This is a genomic window from Stenotrophomonas sp. DDT-1, assembly GCF_001580555.1.
Classification (GTDB): domain Bacteria; phylum Pseudomonadota; class Gammaproteobacteria; order Xanthomonadales; family Xanthomonadaceae; genus Stenotrophomonas; species Stenotrophomonas sepilia.
This window is the reverse complement of record NZ_LEKR01000038.1, coordinates 13,544-30,629: the sequence shown is the minus strand read 5'-3', so window position 1 is coordinate 30,629 and position 17,086 is coordinate 13,544. Positions and strand designations below refer to the sequence as shown.

Annotated in this window: 13 protein-coding genes, 1 tRNA gene and 1 pseudogene; 12 read left to right on the top strand and 3 right to left on the bottom strand. The window is 65.3% G+C overall.

What is annotated here, in order from left to right; genetic code table 11:
* Positions 1–102: 102 nt before the first annotated feature.
* The 8 genes from AB839_RS16245 to AB839_RS16210 all read left to right on the top strand — a co-directional run bounded on the left by AB839_RS16245 (position 103) and on the right by AB839_RS16210 (position 8,262).
* A complete protein-coding gene (locus tag AB839_RS16245) occupies positions 103–603 on the top strand; it encodes a nicotinamide-nucleotide amidohydrolase family protein (protein ID WP_180871021.1) in 501 nt (166 codons plus the stop codon).
* A 34-nt stretch (positions 604–637) separates the two neighbouring features.
* Positions 638–2,320, top strand: coding sequence for a 2-polyprenylphenol 6-hydroxylase (ubiB, locus tag AB839_RS16240; protein ID WP_061480168.1), 1,683 nt, complete (start codon positions 638–640; stop codon positions 2,318–2,320).
* A 182-nt stretch (positions 2,321–2,502) separates the two neighbouring features.
* Positions 2,503–3,138, top strand: coding sequence for a transcriptional repressor LexA (lexA, locus tag AB839_RS16235; RefSeq protein WP_005416045.1), 636 nt, complete (start codon positions 2,503–2,505; stop codon positions 3,136–3,138).
* Positions 3,139–3,342: 204 nt separating this feature from the next.
* Complete coding sequence (gene recA / locus AB839_RS16230) at positions 3,343–4,380, top strand: recombinase RecA (RefSeq protein WP_005416046.1); 1,038 nt, start codon at positions 3,343–3,345, stop codon at positions 4,378–4,380.
* Between the two features lie 110 nt (positions 4,381–4,490).
* The gene (gene recX, locus AB839_RS16225) at positions 4,491–4,982 is read left to right on the top strand and encodes a recombination regulator RecX (protein WP_061480154.1); all 492 of its coding nucleotides are present in this window, start codon (positions 4,491–4,493) and stop codon (positions 4,980–4,982) included.
* 109 nt (positions 4,983–5,091) lie between these two features.
* Entirely contained in the window at positions 5,092–7,740 is a 2,649-nt protein-coding gene (gene alaS, locus AB839_RS16220; RefSeq protein ID WP_061480153.1) for an alanine--tRNA ligase, read from the top strand.
* 147 nt (positions 7,741–7,887) lie between these two features.
* Complete coding sequence (gene csrA / locus AB839_RS16215; RefSeq protein WP_004152909.1) at positions 7,888–8,091, top strand: carbon storage regulator CsrA; 204 nt, start codon at positions 7,888–7,890, stop codon at positions 8,089–8,091.
* A gap of 78 nt (positions 8,092–8,169) precedes the next feature.
* A tRNA-Ser gene (locus AB839_RS16210) sits at positions 8,170–8,262 on the top strand.
* Between the two features lie 119 nt (positions 8,263–8,381).
* Here AB839_RS16210 and AB839_RS16205 read toward each other — a convergent pair.
* On the bottom strand, positions 8,382–10,712 hold the full coding sequence (locus AB839_RS16205) for a TonB-dependent receptor (RefSeq protein WP_061480152.1): 2,331 nt from the start codon (positions 10,710–10,712) through the stop codon (positions 8,382–8,384).
* A gap of 223 nt (positions 10,713–10,935) precedes the next feature.
* On the opposite strand from AB839_RS16205, the gene AB839_RS16200 reads away from it, so the two are divergent.
* Entirely contained in the window at positions 10,936–11,418 is a 483-nt protein-coding gene (locus AB839_RS16200) for a hypothetical protein (RefSeq protein WP_061480151.1), read from the top strand.
* 113 nt (positions 11,419–11,531) lie between these two features.
* On the opposite strand, the pseudogene AB839_RS16195 reads toward AB839_RS16200, so the two are convergent.
* A pseudogene (locus AB839_RS16195) lies at positions 11,532–11,784 on the bottom strand (hypothetical protein); the annotation flags it as partial.
* Between the two features lie 245 nt (positions 11,785–12,029).
* Positions 12,030–12,428 (bottom strand): hypothetical protein, encoded by a 399-nt coding sequence (locus AB839_RS16190; RefSeq protein WP_061480149.1) that lies wholly within the window; start codon positions 12,426–12,428, stop codon positions 12,030–12,032.
* A gap of 38 nt (positions 12,429–12,466) precedes the next feature.
* Here AB839_RS16190 and AB839_RS16185 point away from each other — a divergent pair, with 38 nt between their 5' ends.
* From AB839_RS16185 to AB839_RS16175, 3 genes are all read left to right on the top strand, one after another.
* The gene (locus tag AB839_RS16185) at positions 12,467–12,982 is read left to right on the top strand and encodes a sigma-70 family RNA polymerase sigma factor (RefSeq protein WP_061480148.1); all 516 of its coding nucleotides are present in this window, start codon (positions 12,467–12,469) and stop codon (positions 12,980–12,982) included.
* Complete coding sequence (locus AB839_RS16180) at positions 12,979–14,001, top strand: FecR domain-containing protein (protein ID WP_061480147.1); 1,023 nt, start codon at positions 12,979–12,981, stop codon at positions 13,999–14,001. Before AB839_RS16185 ends, AB839_RS16180 begins: the two co-directional genes overlap by 4 nt.
* A 141-nt stretch (positions 14,002–14,142) precedes the next feature.
* The gene (locus AB839_RS16175) at positions 14,143–17,076 is read left to right on the top strand and encodes a TonB-dependent receptor (protein WP_061480146.1); all 2,934 of its coding nucleotides are present in this window, start codon (positions 14,143–14,145) and stop codon (positions 17,074–17,076) included.
* Positions 17,077–17,086 lie beyond the last annotated feature (10 nt).

Here is a 17,086-nt window from a genome sequence, read left to right as displayed (position 1 = left end):
CCCGGTAGTGCCGGCCGCTGGCCGGCAACGCGACCGTGCCGGAGGGGCGCGACATCTGGCTGTCATCTGCGGTACAACGTGCAGGTTCTTCACCCCACCGTCATGCCGATGTCCATCCCCACCGACGCTGAACTCAATATCCAGTCCGCCGCGCTTGGGCAGCGCCTGCAGCAGGCCTCGCTGCAGCTGGTGACCGCTGAAAGCTGCAGTGGTGGCTGGATTGCAAAGTGCATGACCGACATCGCAGGTTCGTCGGCATTCTTCGACTGCGGCATGGTGGTCTACAGCTACGAAGCCAAGCAGCGGCTGTTGGGCGTGAGGGCGCAGACCCTGGAGCAGTACGGTGCGGTCAGCCGCGAAACCGTGCTGGAGATGGTGTCGGGTGCGCTGGTCAATTCCGGTGCCGGCATCGCGGTGGCGGTGACCGGCATTGCCGGACCGGGCGGTGGCAGCCCTGGCAAGCCGGTCGGCAGCGTCTGGATCGGCTGGAAGCGGCGCGGCGGCTACGCCCGCGCCGAGCTGTTCCAGTTCGAGGGCGACCGCGAAGCCATCCGCCGGCAAACCGTAGCGGCGGCATTGCGCGGCATCGACGCCCAGCTGTGACATGCTGCTCCGGTAATCGTCCGGAGCACGCATGATGTGGGAAACGCTGGGCACGGTCCGTGACCTGGGCCGACTGCAGGAAATTGCGGTCGTCCTGATCCGCTATGGCTTCGGTGACGTGGTGCGGCGCATCGGCCTGGCCACCACGCTGGAGCGCGCAGGGCGCCTGTTGCACTGGAACGAGGATCGCCAGGAACTGCTGCGGATGACCGCGCCGGTGCGCGTACGCAGCGCGATGCAGGATCTCGGCCCGACCTTCGTCAAGCTCGGGCAGGTGCTGGCGACGCGCGTCGACCTGCTGCCGCCGGAATGGATCGCTGAACTGTCCGAGCTGCAGAACGCGGTACCCGCGCTGCCGTATGCCGATATCCGCGAGCAGCTGGAGGCCGACCTGGGCGCCTCGCCTGCAGACGTGTTCGCCTTCCTCGATGAAATCCCGATGGCCGCCGCCTCGCTGGCGCAGGCCCATCGCGCGCGCCTGCATGACGGCCGCGAGGTGGTGCTGAAGGTGCGGCGCCCCGGTATCCGCGACGTGGTCGAGGCCGACCTGCGGTTGCTGGCGCGCCTGGCCGAAATCGTCGAGGCGCGGCTGCCGGACCTGCGCCGCTATCGTCCAGCCGAGGTCGTGCAGCAGTTCACCGTGTCGCTGCGCCGCGAGCTGGATTTCGCCGCCGAATGCCGCAACGCCGAGCGCATCGCGCGCAACTTCAGTGGTCGTGACGACATCCTGATCCCCAGCGTGCACTGGCAGTGGACCTGCGAAAGCCTGAACGTCCAGGACTTCGTCGACGGCATTCCCGGGCGTGACCTGGCCGGCGTCGATGCGGCGGGCCTGGACCGGCGCGAACTGGCTCGGCGCGGTGCCGGCATCGTGCTCAAGATGGTGCTGGAGGACGGCTGCTTCCACGCCGACCCGCACCCCGGCAACATCCTCTACCTGCGTGACGGCCGCATCGGCGTGATTGACTTCGGCATGGTCGGCGCGCTGTCTGAAGTGCGCCGCTTCCAGGTCGCGCAGCTGCTGCACGGGCTGGTCGAGCAGGACCCGCAGGGCGTGGCCGATGTGCTGCTGGACTGGGCCGGCGGCGTGGAAGTGGACGAGAACCGCCTGCAGCACGACATCAGCCAGTTCGTCGACCAGTATCGCGGCGTGCCGCTGAAGGACCTGCGCATCGGCCTGATGCTGGGTGACATTACCCAGCTGCTGCGCAGCTACAGCCTGACCCTGCCGGCCGATCTGGCGCTGATGATCAAGGCCTTCCTGACCCTGGAAGGCATGGGCCGCCAGCTGGACCCGGATTTCGACATGGCCAGTGCCGCGCGCCCGTTCCTTGAACGGGTGGTGCTGCAGCGCTATGCGCCCAGGGCGCTGCTCAAGCGTGGCCGACGCAGCCTGCTGGGCCTGGTCGACTTCGCCGGGGAATTGCCGCGCGACCTGCGCAAGCTGGTCCAGGCCGCACGCCGCGGCCGCCTCCAGCTGAAGGTGGAAACCACCGCGCTGCAGGGCTTCGGCGAACAGGTGAATCGGGCAGCGAACCGGCTGGTGATGGGTATCGTCACCGCCGCGCTGATCATCGGGTCCTCGATCGTCATGCACAGCGTTGGCGGGGTCTCCAGTCGCTGGCTGCTGGCGCTGGGGGTGTGCGGGTTCATCGGCGCCGGCTTCTGTGGCGTGTGGATCCTGTACTCGATATGGAGGAGCGGCAAGCACACATAGTGTGCTTGCCGCAGCGGTTCCCCACTGGAACCGCGGAATCGCTGCGCGATGCCTGTAGGGCCAATCGCTGGTCGGCTGCTTTTTGCCTTTGCCGCCCGGCCATTGGCGCAACTGCCGAGCATGGCTCGGCACTACAGACCCGGCACTTGCAGTTGTGCGCATTAGTAGTAATACTACTAACCATGGACCTGACCGACACCCAGCAGGCGATCCTGCAGTTGATCGCCGAGCGTATCGAGAGCGAAGGCGCACCGCCGTCGCAGACTGAAATCGCACGTGCGTTCGGCTTCAAGGGCGTGCGCGCGGCCCAGTACCACCTGGAAGCCCTGGAGCAGGCCGGTGCGATCCGTCGCATCCCGGGCCAGGCTCGCGGCATCCGTCTGGTGCAGGCACCGCCGGTCGAAAAGCTCGCCGAGCCGGGCCTTCCGGACAGCGTGCTGCGCTTGCCGGTGCTGGGCCGGGTCGCTGCCGGCCTGCCGATCGGTGCCGACATCGGCTCCGACGATTTCGTGGTGCTGGACCGGGTGTTCTTCTCGCCGGCGCCGGACTACCTGCTGAAAGTGCAGGGCGACTCGATGATCGACGAGGGCATCTTCGACGGCGACCTGATCGGCGTACACCGCACTCGCGACGCCCGTTCCGGGCAGATCGTGGTGGCCCGCATCGATGACGAGATCACCGTCAAGCTGCTGAAGATCGCCAAGGACCGCATCCGCCTGCTGCCGCGCAATCCCGATTACAAGCCGATCGAGGTGCTGCCGGACCAGGATTTTGCGATCGAAGGCCTCTATTGCGGCCTGCTTCGGCCCAATCGTTGACCCGCTCCATAGTGCATTACCCCGCGGTCTTTTGTGGCGATTCTCTGGTTCCACTGAGGTTGGTACGGATGTCCGATAATTCTTTTCAGAGCGCCGGGCAGAATCTCAGCCTGTGCGATACGTCCGACTTAAAGTGAACCCATGGCAAAGAAGACCCCCAAAGACAGCACCCCCAACGACATGACCTCTGCAAGGACCAATACGATGGACGAGAACAAGAAGCGCGCCTTGGCTGCTGCTCTGGGCCAGATCGAGAAGCAGTTCGGCAAGGGCTCGGTGATGCGCATGGGCGACCGCGTGGTCGAGCCCGTCGAAGCCATCCCGACCGGTTCGCTGATGCTCGACATCGCACTGGGCATTGGCGGTCTGCCGAAGGGCCGTGTCGTTGAGATCTACGGCCCGGAATCCTCGGGCAAGACCACCCTGACCCTGCAGGCCATCGCCGAATGCCAGAAGATGGGCGGTACCGCAGCTTTCATCGACGCCGAGCACGCGCTTGACCCGATCTACGCCGCGAAGCTGGGCGTGAACGTGGACGACCTGCTGCTGTCGCAGCCGGACACCGGTGAGCAGGCGCTGGAAATCGCCGACATGCTGGTCCGTTCGGGCTCGGTTGACATCCTGGTGGTCGACTCGGTCGCCGCGCTGACCCCGAAGGCCGAAATCGAAGGCGAAATGGGTGACCAGCTGCCGGGCCTGCAGGCCCGCCTGATGAGCCAGGCGCTGCGCAAGCTGACCGGCAACATCAAGCGTTCCAACACCCTGGTGATCTTCATCAACCAGCTGCGCATGAAGATCGGCGTGATGATGCCGGGCCAGAGCCCGGAAACCACCACCGGTGGCAACGCGCTGAAGTTTTATGCCTCGGTCCGCCTGGACATCCGCCGTATCGGTGCGATCAAGAAGGGCGATGAGATCATCGGCAACCAGACCAAGATCAAGGTCGTCAAGAACAAGCTGGCGCCTCCGTTCAAGCAGGTCATCACCGAGATCCTGTACGGCGAAGGCATCAGCCGCGAGGGCGAACTGATCGACATGGGCGTGGATGCCAAGCTGGTCGAGAAGGCCGGCGCCTGGTACAGCTATGGTGAAGAGCGCATTGGCCAGGGCAAGGACAATGCCCGCGGCTACCTGCGCGACAACCCGACCGTCGCCGCCAAGCTCGAGGCCGAGCTGCGTGAGAAATTCCAGCCGGCCGAAGCGGCCCGCGAGGAAGGCGACGACGAAGGCGACGACGAGTAAGGCTTGCTGTGGGGCAGGGCGGCGCCGTCAGTGACGTCGCCCTGTCCCGCAGGTTCGAATCGCCCAGGGATGGGCAGGGCGCCAAGGACGGCGCCACCCTTGGAGCACCGATGTCCGACGCCGAAGACATTCCCACCGGCCGCAAGCGCCGGCAGCGTGAGCAGACTCCCGTCCAACGGGCGCTGGGCCTGCTGGTCCGCCGCGAGCACTCGCGCAAGGAACTCACCCGCAAGCTGACCGCCCGTGGCATCGAAGACGAAGCCGCGCAGGCCGCTGTCGCCAAGCTGACCGAGGCGGGCTGGCAGGACGACACCCGTTTTGCCGAGAACCTGGTGAGGATGCGCGCCAACACCGGTTATGGGCCGATCCATGTCCGCGCCGAGCTGGGGACCCACGGCCTGGACAGTGCCGCGATTGCTGCAGCGATGGACAGCTACGAAGGCGACTGGCAGGAGAACGCCCGTGATCTGGTCCGCCGACGCTTTGGCGAGGCCGGTCCGCAGGACCTGACGCAGCGGCGCAAGGCCGCCGATCTGCTGGCCCGACGGGGCTTCGACGGCGACAGCATCCGCCGTGCGACCCGCTACGACCCGGACGACTGAGACTGGCGGCGCCGGGCCTGATACCCTTTAGGTTTTCGGCGGTCCCTCGCGACTCTGGCCAACACGGCCGGTGGTCCGGGTCCGCCGGCCCGCAGACTGCCAGCCCCCAATGAACGCATCCGCCAAATTCACGACATCCCAGATCCGCAGCGACTTCCTTGAATTCTTCAAGGGCAAAGGCCACACCATCGTGCCCTCGGCGCCGCTGGTGCCGGGCAATGATCCGACCCTGCTGTTCACCAACTCCGGCATGGTGCAGTTCAAGGACGTGTTCCTCGGCGCGGAGAAGCGTAGCTACGTGCGCGCGGCCGACGTGCAGCGCTGCCTGCGCGCGGGCGGCAAGCACAACGATCTCGACCAGGTCGGCTACACCGCACGCCACCACACCTTCTTCGAAATGCTGGGCAACTGGTCGTTCGGCGACTACTTCAAGAAGGACGCGATCGCCTGGGCCTGGGAACTGCTGACCCAGGTCTGGAAGCTGCCGGCCGAACGCCTGCTGGTCACCGTCTACCAGACCGATGACGAAGCCTATGCGCTGTGGCGCGACATGGTCGGCGTGCCGGAAGAGCGCATCGTGCGCATCGGCGACAACAAGGGTGCGCCGTTCGCTTCGGACAACTTCTGGCAGATGGCCGACACCGGTCCGTGTGGTCCGTGCACCGAGATCTTCTACGACCACGGCGACCATATCGCAGGCGGCCCCCCGGGTTCGCCGGATGAAGACGGCGACCGCTTCATCGAAATCTGGAACCTGGTGTTCATGCAGTTCGACCGCCAGCCCGACGGCACCCTGGTGCCGCTGCCGGCGCCGTGCGTGGATACCGGCATGGGCCTGGAGCGCCTGGCTGCGATCCTGCAGCACGTGCACACCAACTACGAGATCGACCTGTTCCAGGCGCTGATCCGCAAGGCCTCCGAGCTGACCGGCACCGCCGACCTGGAGAACAAGTCGCTGCGCGTGATTGCCGACCACATCCGCGCCTGCTCGTTCCTGATCGTCGACGGCGTGCTGCCGTCCAACGAAGGCCGGGGTTACGTGCTGCGCCGTATCATCCGCCGCGCCCTGCGCCACGGCTGGATGCTGGGCGTGCGCCAGCCGTTCTTCAGCAAGCTGGTGCCGACGCTGGTCGAGCAGATGGGCGAGGCCTATCCGGAACTGCCGGCGGCGGTGGACACCGTCATCCGTGCGCTGCAGGCCGAGGAAGAGCGTTTCGCCGAAACCCTCGATGCCGGCATGAAGATCTTCGAAGACGTGGCCGGCAAGGCCAGCAATGGCGTGATCCCGGGCGTTGACGCCTTCCGCCTGTATGACACCTATGGCTTCCCGCTCGACCTGACCCAGGACATCGCCCGCGAGCGCGACCTGACCGTCGACATCGCCGGCTTCGATGCCGCGATGGAGCAGCAGCGCGAGACCGCGCGCGCGGCCGGCAAGTTCGGTGGCGGCGTGACCCTGCCAGCCGAGCTGGTGGCGACCCTCAGCCCGACCCGGTTCCTGGGCTATGACCGCCTGCAGGCCGACGGCCTGAGCGTGCTGGCCCTGCTCAAGGACGGTCGTCCGGTGCAGTCGGCCGATGCGGGTGACGCAGTCATCGTCATCACCAACCAGACCCCGTTCTACGCCGAGTCCGGCGGCCAGGTCGGCGACACCGGCGTGCTGACCGGCAACGGCGTGCGCATGGTCGTGGAAGACACCCAGAAGTTCGCCGGCCAGTTCCATGGCCATGTCGGCACCCTGTCCGGCGGCGGCCTGAAGGTCGGCGACGTGCTCTCCGGCCAGGTTGATGGCGAGCGCCGCGGCGCCACCATCCTCAACCATTCGGCCACCCACCTGCTGCACGCCGCCCTGCGCGAAGTGCTGGGCACCCACGTGCAGCAGAAGGGCTCGCTGGTCGCCCCGGACCGCCTGCGTTTCGACTTCTCGCACTTCCAGCCGATCAGTGCCGACGAACTGGCGGTGATCGAGCGCAAGGTCAACCAGCAGGTGCGCGCCAACAACGCCGCCGAAGTGCACACCATGGGCATGCAGGAAGCGCTGGACTTCGGCGCGATGGCCCTGTTCGGCGAGAAGTACGGCGAGCACGTGCGCGTGCTGAAGATGGGTGACTACTCCACCGAGCTGTGCGGTGGTACCCACGTCAACCGTACCGGCGACATCGGCCTGTTCAAGATCACCTCCGAGGGCGGCGTCTCCGCGGGCGTGCGCCGCATTGAGGCCGTGACCGGCCAGGGCGCGCTGGACTACGTGGACGCCGAAGAGGCCCGCCTGGCCGAGGCCGCTGAGCTGCTCGGCGGCAGCGCCGCCGACGTGGTCGAGAAGATCCGTGCCCTCGGCCAGCGCCAGAAGCAGCTGGAGCGCGAACTGGAGGCCGTGAAGGCCAAGGTTGCTGCGGGTGCCACGGCCGACCTGTCCGGCCAGGCCGTCGAGGTCGCTGGCGTGAAGGTGCTGGCTGCCCGCCTGGAGGGCTTCGACGCCAAGGCCCTGCGTGACGCCATGGATCGCCTCAAGCAGCAGCTGGGCGACGCGGTGATCGTGCTGGCCGGCGCCCAGGACGGCAAGGCGGCCCTGGTCGCAGGCGTGAACGGCAGCGCAATGGGCAAGGTCAAGGCCGGGGAACTGTTGTCCCATATCGCCGGTCAGATCGGGGGCAAGGGCGGCGGACGCCCGGACCTCGCCCAGGGTGGTGGCGAGGACGGGCCCGCCCTTGCCACTGCGCTGGCTGCAGTCGTCGAATGGGTCAGCCCCCGCCTGTGATGAACCTGGCCGTCCCCCTCCTTGTAGGAGCGGGACGGCTGACGGTACCATTGCGAATCTTTTCCCTTTGTCGTGGTAGCGCTTCTTGACGGAGCGTCAAGCCGGTGGGGGATACCCTTCCACACGGTTCCATGGAGACTTACAAAAATGTTGATCCTGACTCGCCGCGTCGGCGAAACCCTGATGATCGGAGACTCGGTGAGCGTCACCGTGCTTGGCGTCAAGGGTAACCAGGTGCGTATCGGCATCACTGCGCCGAAGGACGTCGCTGTGCATCGCGAAGAGATCTATCAGCGCATCCAGCGTGGTGATGAAGCCGGTGGCACCGGTAGCGAAAATTCTGCCGAATAACGCTTTACCTTCGCACTCGATTAACGTTATGATTCACGCCCCGCTGAGGTGCGACGCACCAGACGCGGAGAAAACCCCGGAGTGATGCCCGAGTGGCCGAAGGGGCTCCCCTGCTAAGGGAGTATAGGGTCAAAAGCTCTATCGAGGGTTCGAATCCCTCTCACTCCGCCAGATACAAAGAAGCGCCTGCAGATCCTCGATCTGCAGGCGTTTTTCTTTGCGCGGGTGCAGGGTCCCGGCGTGCCATCCAGCGATCATTGATCGCTGATGGCGACCGAATCAGGCTCTCCTCAGAGCTTTACCGTCACACCCACCTGGAAGCCCCGCCCCGGCAGCGGCGCGATGTACTTCAGCGGCGAGTTGTGTGGACGCGCTTCCTCATTGAGCAGGTTGCTGCCGTTGACGAACACTTCCATGCCGGCGATGTAGCTGCTGCGCACCGGCAGTTCGCGGCTGACCTGCAGATCAACCAGGTTGAACGCGTCCAGCGGGATTTCCTCGCTGACGTTGCGGCCGAGGTACTTCTGCGTGTCGTAGCAGGTGCTCGACAGCTGCGCCTTCCAACCTTCGCGCTGCCATTGCAGGTTGGCACCGTAGCGGTTGGTCGGCATGTTCGGGAGGTACTCGCCATCGTTGTGGGCGCGCAGCGGATCGGGGTGGTCGGCCTTGTTCTTCACCAGATCGGCGAAGGCAGAGATGTTCAACGTGCCATACCGGCCCAGGTCCAGCACCTGAGATGCGTCGATCTCGAAACCCTTCACCGTGGTGTCGGTCTGCTTCCAGTACTTGAGCGGCAGACGGTTGGCGGTCTGCAGGCCGGAATGGCCGAGGTAGAGATAGTTCTCGTACTTCATCCGGTAAGCGGTGGCCGACAGCTCGAAACCGCCGATGTGGAACAGGCCGGTCAGCTCCAGGTTCTTCGCGCGCTCAGGCTTGAGGTTCTGGTTGCCTTCTTCCTGGGTCATCACCGAATAGTGTGCGTTGCTGGCATACAGCTCGTTGATCTCCGGTGCGCGCTGCGAGGATGCGTAGCGCACCTTGGCGGCGAACAAGGGGCCTAGCTCGACATACGATCCGAGGGTGTAGCTGTTGAGCCGGTAGTCGCGGTCCTGCAATTTCGTGTTGGCGGCATTGCGCGCTGTCTTGAAGCGGCTTGGTTGCAGGTCATGGTCAACGCGCTCGTGGCGCACGCCTGCATCGAAACTGGCCCAGCCGAAGTCCAGCGTCTCCTTCAGGAACACCGCGTTGCTGCGGGTGTCGACGTCGGGCAGGTAGCGCAGTGAACCGCTGCCGGTGACCTGGCGCGACTGGTGGCTGAAGCCGAGCAGGCCGCTGAGCGGACCGACGCGCTGATGGCTCAGAAGCAGCTCGGCCTGGGAGCTTTCGAAGTCGTAGTCATTGGCCTTGGATGCACCGAGGCGCTCGCCCGACGTGTTGTCCAGCCTGGAAACTCGCAGCTCCGCGCGCTCGAACCACGGCAGCGGATCGCGCAGCAGGGCGTCCAGCGCATAGCGTTCGTGCTTGATCACCACGCCCACCGGCAGGCCATCGGCATCGTTCGAACCGAACGACAGGTTCTGCATCGAGAATCCCGGCACGCCGTATTCGCTGTCCTTGGTATCGATGCTGACACCCACGTAGCCACGGTCGAAAAACAGCGTCGAGCCGAAGGCCACCTGCGAGTTGCGTGCGTAGCTGTTGCCCAGCCGGTGATGGTAGTCGGGCGTGACATCGTTGTTGATCTGCTTCTGCACGTACGACGGCGTGCCGGGCACGTAGGCCGGGTTGGCCGGATTGATGTAGGTGCGGCGCTGCCAGACCGAGGTCGGATGGTTGGTGTAGAACGAGAAGTCACCATCGGCCCAGTCCGGATTTTCGCTCATGAACTGGTCGATGTAGGGCTGCGAGGCCTTGTTGTAGATCTGCTGGACGCGCGCCTCTTTCTGGCAGCTGTCGGCCAGCGCCGAGTTGACGCCGCCGCTCGGCGGGAACAGGCGGGTGTTGCAGACGGCGGCCTTGCTGTTGCCCGGGATGTCGTAGTGCGAGATGCGCTGACGCGAGACCTGCAGGTTGGTCGAGAGGTTGCGCTGGTTGTTGAAGTTCATGCGGAAGCCCTGCGCGTCGGCGGCATTGAAGCCCTGGCGCAGGACCAGCTCCATCGACTGCTCCGTGTCTTCCATGCTGCGCGGGATGAGGCCGGAATCGATCTCCACGCTGCCGCCGATCGCATTGCCGCCATAGCGCACGGTATCGGAGGACTTGTTGACGATGACGCTGCGCACGAACAGTGGATCGAACGGAATGTTGATGTCGCCGCTGATCGCGTTCATGCCCAGAATCGACTGGCCGTCCTGCAAGATCTGCACGCGGTTGCCGCTGAGGCTGCGGATGACCGGGGCGCCCGCGTTCGGCCCGAAGGCGCTGCTCTGCACGCCGGAGACATGTTCGAGCAGGCTTCCGAGGGTACGGTTCTGCGCCTGTGGATTGTCGACGGTGACCCGGCTGTCGATGCGCGAGGGCGGGGAGGCCTGGACCTGGAGGGTGGGGAGGGTGGGCTCGTCCGCGGCCTGGGCGGTGTGGACGGCGAGCAGGATGGCAGCAGCAAGCAGGTGGCGACGCATAGCAGGACTCGTGAAATAGGAATGAACTGTTATAACGTAACGATTTGTATCGACAAGGACGTGATGAGGCCATGCCGCCAGACCTGAATCGCGGGAGGCGCGAACGAGGTTGCCGCGCGTTCAGCGCCCTGCCTTGTGCGGGGCCCCGATGCTGTGCACGATCCGAAGCGCTGCGCCCCACAACGCGTCACGCAGCACCTTCTTCACTGGAACGGAGCAACGTATGAAGCTGTTGTCCGCTGTGTTGTTGTGTGCGTGTTCGCTGCCGGCCGGGTTGGCGCTGGCGGTGGAAGCGTCCCCGTCGCCGCTGCTGGGGCGCTGGTCGCTGGACACCGCGACCTCGGCACTGCCCGAGGCGCAGCGTCCGAAGCGTGTGGTGCTGGAGTTCAAGGACGCCGGTGGTGGCCGCTGGAGCTCGCACGTGGATATCGTCCTGCATGATGGCAATACCATGAAGTCCGACGGCACGCTGGCGCTGGACGGTACGCCGGGCCCTTTGTCCGGCACCTATGGCGCGGACAAGGCCAACCTGAAGCTGCCGGCGCCGAACACCCTGGTGATGCAGCTGGTGGACCACGGTACGCCGGCCTCCACCCGTATCTACACCGTGGCCGATGACCAGGCGACGATGACCGAGACCAAGGCGTTCTACGCTCACGACGGGACCCCGATCCTGCAGACCAACCTGTTCAAACGCATGCCGTAGCGATCCTGCGTTCACCACGCCCGCACAACGGGCGTGGTGAACACCGCCGCCTTACACCGGGGCCGGGTCGCGCTTGCCGGTGTCGATGCCATACCTGCCCATGGCGTCCTGCATCCAGCACGCAGCACCATGACCATCACGTTCCAGCGGATCATCGCGTTCAGGCGGCTCTCGACGGCCAGGTCGCCCGGCCGTCCATGCGCGGGTATGCAGGTCGTCGTGCTGCTGGGTGTCCAGCCCGCTCAGCTGATCGATCAGGTAGTGCGCGCGTGGCCGGCCACCGGCCTGCATCACCGCCTGCAGCGATTCACGCCACTCCCGCGTTTCCAGCGGATCGGTATCGAAGGGAATGAGGGCTTGGTTCATGGCTGTCTCCAGAGGGCGCCGGTCGGACGTCTGCCTGGGCGACAACACCGGCAGGGCGCACAGCACTGGAGCGGGGTCGCAACGGCGGGCGCCGTGACGCGAAGGGCGACCGTGGCGGCCACCGAGAAGACAAGCGTAGGCCTGCCCCCCGCGCTTCGGTAGGCGGGCGGGGCTTGGGTCTCTGGCAAGCAAGGGTTGGTGCCGCGCGCCGTATCATGGGCCGATGCGCTGGGCGCTGCCGCTGATCAGGCCGGGGACAGCCCTGGCAGGAACACCGGGATGATCGCCACGCCGATGCCCAGCAGGCACCAGGCGACGATGGGCAACCAGCGCGCCAGGCGTTGGGCGGGTTCCGGCGCACGACGACCGCTGATCCACAACAGCAGCGTGAGCACACCCAGCGCATAGGCGAGGACGACGATTACCGGATGCACATGGATGACCCGGCTGGGTGGCCACATCTGCTGCTGGTAGGCGGTGGTGTGGGCGACCAGCAGCAGGAACAGCAGGCTGCTGAAGGTGTTGATGGCGGTGCGTGCGTTGATGGGAGCACTCCTTGTGCGGGCTGCCGGGACATTGCAGGGGCCGCATTCTAGCGGCTGCCTTCCCGTCGTTGAAACGCCACTGTCATCGATGGCGGTCACCCTGCTGGGCTTTCCAGCCTCGGGGTGGTTGGCCGGCCGTGAACAGCGTGAGGATCTGGGAGAAGAGCTACGAACTGCGGCGCCGGCTGCTGCGTGGCTTCTTCCTGCGTCGCGGTTCGGCCAGCGAGGATGCCGAAGACCTGGCGCAGGAGGTCTACCTGCGGCTGCTGCGCAGCACCGGCGAGGATGCCGACGCGGTCGAGAACCCGGAAGCCTACCTGTTCACCGTGGCGGCCAACCTGGCACGCGAGCACGCCCGCGTGCGGTCGTCGCTACCGCCGCTGGAAGACGTCGATCTGCTGGCCGAAGTGCTGAAAAGCGAAGAAGACATCGAGGGCGAATTCGAGCGTGCGCAGCGCTGGAACGATATCCGCAGCACCATCGCGCGGTTGCCGGCGACCACGCGCCGGGTGATGGAGCTGCACTACCGCGACGGGCTGGACTGCCCGGGAATCAGCCAGCAGCTGCAGGTGTCGGTGCACATGGTGCGCAAGCATATCGGCAAGGGGCTGGACGCCTGCAGGAAGGCGCTGGGCGCCAGGGAGCTCACATGAATCGGTATCCATCACGCAGGCCTGACGACACGATCGAACGTGAGGCGGCGCACTGGTTCCTGTGCAATCGCGAGGGGGGGCTGGACAAGGCCGGGCGTGTCGCGTTCCTCGACTGGATGAAGCGCTCGCCCGAGCATGTTCGCGCCTACATGCGCGCGCTCGCGTTGCACCGGCAGGTGGGGGAGGCGCTGCAATCGCCGTTGGCTGATGCGGCGCTGGTGCCACCGCAGCAGGTCGCCGCCAAGGTGGTGCCGCTGTTCGGTCGTGCGCACGCGCCGCCCCGCGCCGTGCTGCGTCGCGGTCGCGTGCGCTGGTGGACGGTCTCTGCCGCGGCCTGTGTTGCCCTGCTCGGCGTGGGCCTGGTTTCGCAGATGATGCCCACCCAGCAGCTCTACAGTGCCGGGCATGGTGAACTCCGCGACCTGGTGCTGCCCGACCAGACCCAGGTGCGGCTCAACGCGGACAGCCGACTGCGGGTACGCATGAGCTGGTTCAGTCGAAGGGTGGAGCTGCTGCAGGGGGAGGCCACGTTCGACATCGCCCGCGACCGCCGTCCGTTCGAGGTGGAAGTGAACGGCCTGGAGATCCGGGATATCGGCACTGTATTCGATGTATCGCGACGGCTGCAGAGCACCCGCATCGGCGTGGTCTCCGGCGAGGTCGAGGTCTGGAGCCAGGGCGCGGGTGCCCGCCGCCTGGCCCAGCTGGAGCAGGGCCGGGTGGTGCAGGTCGACGCGCGAAGCCATGCCGTCGAGTCAGTGGACATGCCGCTGTCGATGCTGCTGGACTGGCAGCAGCGCAAAGTGTCCTTCCTCGATGAGCGGCTCGATGAGGTGGCAGCTGCCTTCAACCGGCACAACCAGGTGCAGGTGCGCGTACTGGACGAAGGCGCGGCATCGGCACGGTTATCCGGCAGCCTCGACGCGCATCGCATCGGTGCGCTGCAGGCTTTCCTTGAACGCGACCCACGCTTCGTGGTGAGGCGCGAAGGCGACACAGTGCGGGTCGGCAGTCGCTGAGGCCCGCACGGTCGTGAGCTGTCAGAAAAAATTCATCGAATCCGCGTTCTCCACTTCGGTGGAAGCGGGCTCTTACTTGGAAGAAGCCGCTGCCGAGCCACGCAGCTGCGCCTGCTGCCTTCTCTCTTCCAAGGACCCGTGATGCGCAACACGCTCTACCTGTCGATCATCCTCGCCCTGTCTCCCTGCAGTGTGCCAATGGCGGCCGCGGCCACTGCCGATGGCCTTGAAACCCGCGTGTCGGCGGCGATCGCGGCGCAACCGCTGGCACGTGCACTTGAGCAGCTGTCGCGCAGTTCCGGCGTGCAGTTCCTGTACTCGGGCAGCGGTGAAGCGCACATGGCCGGGGCTGTGCCGCGGGGCGCCACCGTCAAGCAGGCGTTGGACGCACTGCTGGCGGGTACCGGTCTTGGCTACACAGTAGTGGATGGCAATGTCATCGCCATCGATCCGGCACCCGCACGCAATGCGCCGAAGCCAGCCGCGCCGATGCCGCGCGAGGCCGGGGCGGTGCTGGCGCCGACCCTGGGCACGGTGAAGGTGATTGCCGCGCATGAGGTCATCGACCAGAAGAAGTCGTCGCCGGTGATCAAGGATTCGGTGGTCTACGACGAGATGGACAGCTACGGCGACGAGACCCTGGCCGAGAGCCTGATGGCCGCTCCAGGCCTGAGTGCGGTGGAGGATGCCGGCGAACCACGCTACGTGACCGTGCGCGGCGTGCAGGCCAACCTCAACTACACCACCATCGATGGCATCGCGATCGCCAGCGTGGGGGGCAGTGGCTCCGGGGAGCGCATGAACAACCTCCAGCTGATTCCCAGCGACATCGGTACCCGAACCGACATCTACAAGAGCTTCAGTGCGGAGCAGGCACCGGATGCGATCGGCGGTGTGATCGACATCATCAGCCGTAGTGCCTTCGACCGGTCTGGCAGGTACGTGTTTGCCGATGTGGCAGGCATCTATTCCACTGCCGAGACCAACGTCGAGCGCAGCGCCGGCGGCAACCACGAGACCCTGGGCCATTTCGGCAAGAGCGCCAAGATGGTGTTCTCCAACCAGTTCGGCGCCGACCAGGAATTCGGCATCGTTGCGGTGGCACGCTATGAGCAGCGTTCACGCAACAGCGTCAAGCGCTGGGTGGAGTCGAACTACTACTACAACGACGCTGGAAAATACCTCACCGACGGCACCACCGGTCCGGACGAGGCCAAGGGCTGGAACGGCCTGCGTGCGCCTGGCAACTTCAGTACCGGCACCTATACCAACTTCATCACCAACTTCGGTGGCTCCGCCAAGCTTGAGTGGAAGCCCTCGGATGATCCGTTCTACGCATCGCTGCTGCTGTACTCGTACCGGTTCTACGAGAACTCGACGATGAACAAGACGGATCTGTATGGCAACGCCAAGTTTCCGATCCGCAACCAGACCGAGGACAGCGGCACCACCCAGATCAACAGCATCTACATCAAGAACCGTCACGACCGCTGGGACCGCAGCAACCGTGGCGCCATCGCCAGCTTCAACTGGGACGTCGGCGACCGTTCGCGCCTGACCCTGCGTGGTGGCCACACCGAAGAGACCTTCCACAACAACCAGGTCTACTGGGGTGTGCGCGCCTATCCAAGCAATCTGTTCGTCGACTACGAGAATGACAGTCACGGGTTCCCAAACGCGGTAGCGGTTTCTGATTCCAGCCTGTTGACCAGCTCCGCGTTCAAGCTCAATCCGGCGCAGGCCTATGTCTCCCCGCGCGATGCCAAGGAGAGCATCGACAACCTGCGCGCGGACTTCAGCTACAACATCGACGCCGACGCGCGTGGCTTCGGCCTGGCCACCGGTGCCGAGTACCGCCACCTGAAGATCTGGCAGGACATCGACTTCGACTACTTCAGGAGCAGTGCCACGCTCAACGACTACCTGTACCCGGGGTCGACGCTGCTGGGCAGCGTGCCGGGCTTCCCTCTGATCGACAACCGCAAGTGGAACGAGGAACTGCTGCCGAAGCTGGGCAACAACAATGCGGCGTATCCGAATGCCAACTTCACCAGCGACTACAAGTACGTGGAGGACATCACCAATGCCTATGTGTCCGCTCACTACGCCTGGGACCGGCTGCTGCTGATCGGCGGCCTGCGTTACGACCACACCCGCTTCGATGCCTACAGCCCGTTCAGCGATGATGGCGGCAGTACGTATACCTCCGCCTTCCGCAACACGAGCGGTGGCTACAACAACCTGCTGCCTTCGTTGAATGCGACGTTCAAGCTGAGCGAGGACCAGCGCCTGCGCTTCTCCGCCAGCCGTACGCTGGGCCGGCCGACGCCGAGCAACATCGCCCAGGCCACCAGCACCAGCTGTGGCGATGACGAGGAGGGCAGGGGCTTCTGCACCATCAAGCAGGGCAATGCCAACCTGCAGCCGCGCCGTTCCACCAACGTCGACCTGGCGTGGGACCTGTATTTCAACGGCAACAATGGCCTGGTCTCGGTGGCGCTGTTCGACAAGGTGATCAAGGACGATATCTACACCCTGACCACGTTCGAGAACGTGGGGGACACCCGCTACCGGGTCACCCAGCCGATGAACACCGACGAGTCGAAGCTCCGTGGCGTTGAGTTCGCGGTGGCCAATCGCAATCTGCAGTGGGGCCGCCAGCGCTTCGACATGTACTTCAACGCGACGCGTCTGGAAGGCCAGACCAACTACCGCATCACCGATGGCACCGAGCGGCGCCTGGACCGCCTGCTGTACCAGCCGGACTGGTCGCTCAATGGGTCGGTGATCTGGCGCATGCCGTGGAAGAGCTCGCAACTGCGCCTGTCCGGAACCTACCGCAGCCGGATGCTGGTCGACTTCGGTGACACCGAATGGCTGGATTCGTACTACGACCCATACATGACGTTCAACATGGCTTTCAGCCACAAGGTCGGCAAGCACGTAACGCTGAAGTACGAGGCCAAGAACCTGTTCAACACCCAGCCAACCTACAGCACCGGTCCGAACGGGCGTTTCCGAACCGAGATCGACGACTACGGCCGCTTCTTTTATTTCCACATCATCTACAACTGAGGGGTCATCC

Coding starts and splice junctions, on each gene's coding strand:
- AB839_RS16245 (WP_180871021.1), top strand. CDS start 103: ATGCCGATGTCCATCCCCACCGACGCTGAACTCAATATCCAGTCCGCC.
- ubiB (WP_061480168.1), top strand. CDS start 638: ATGTGGGAAACGCTGGGCACGGTCCGTGACCTGGGCCGACTGCAGGAA.
- lexA (WP_005416045.1), top strand. CDS start 2,503: ATGGACCTGACCGACACCCAGCAGGCGATCCTGCAGTTGATCGCCGAG.
- recA (WP_005416046.1), top strand. CDS start 3,343: ATGGACGAGAACAAGAAGCGCGCCTTGGCTGCTGCTCTGGGCCAGATC.
- recX (WP_061480154.1), top strand. CDS start 4,491: ATGTCCGACGCCGAAGACATTCCCACCGGCCGCAAGCGCCGGCAGCGT.
- alaS (WP_061480153.1), top strand. CDS start 5,092: ATGAACGCATCCGCCAAATTCACGACATCCCAGATCCGCAGCGACTTC.
- csrA (WP_004152909.1), top strand. CDS start 7,888: ATGTTGATCCTGACTCGCCGCGTCGGCGAAACCCTGATGATCGGAGAC.
- AB839_RS16205 (WP_061480152.1), bottom strand. CDS start 10,712: ATGCGTCGCCACCTGCTTGCTGCTGCCATCCTGCTCGCCGTCCACACC.
- AB839_RS16200 (WP_061480151.1), top strand. CDS start 10,936: ATGAAGCTGTTGTCCGCTGTGTTGTTGTGTGCGTGTTCGCTGCCGGCC.
- AB839_RS16180 (WP_061480147.1), top strand. CDS start 12,979: ATGAATCGGTATCCATCACGCAGGCCTGACGACACGATCGAACGTGAG.
- AB839_RS16175 (WP_061480146.1), top strand. CDS start 14,143: ATGCGCAACACGCTCTACCTGTCGATCATCCTCGCCCTGTCTCCCTGC.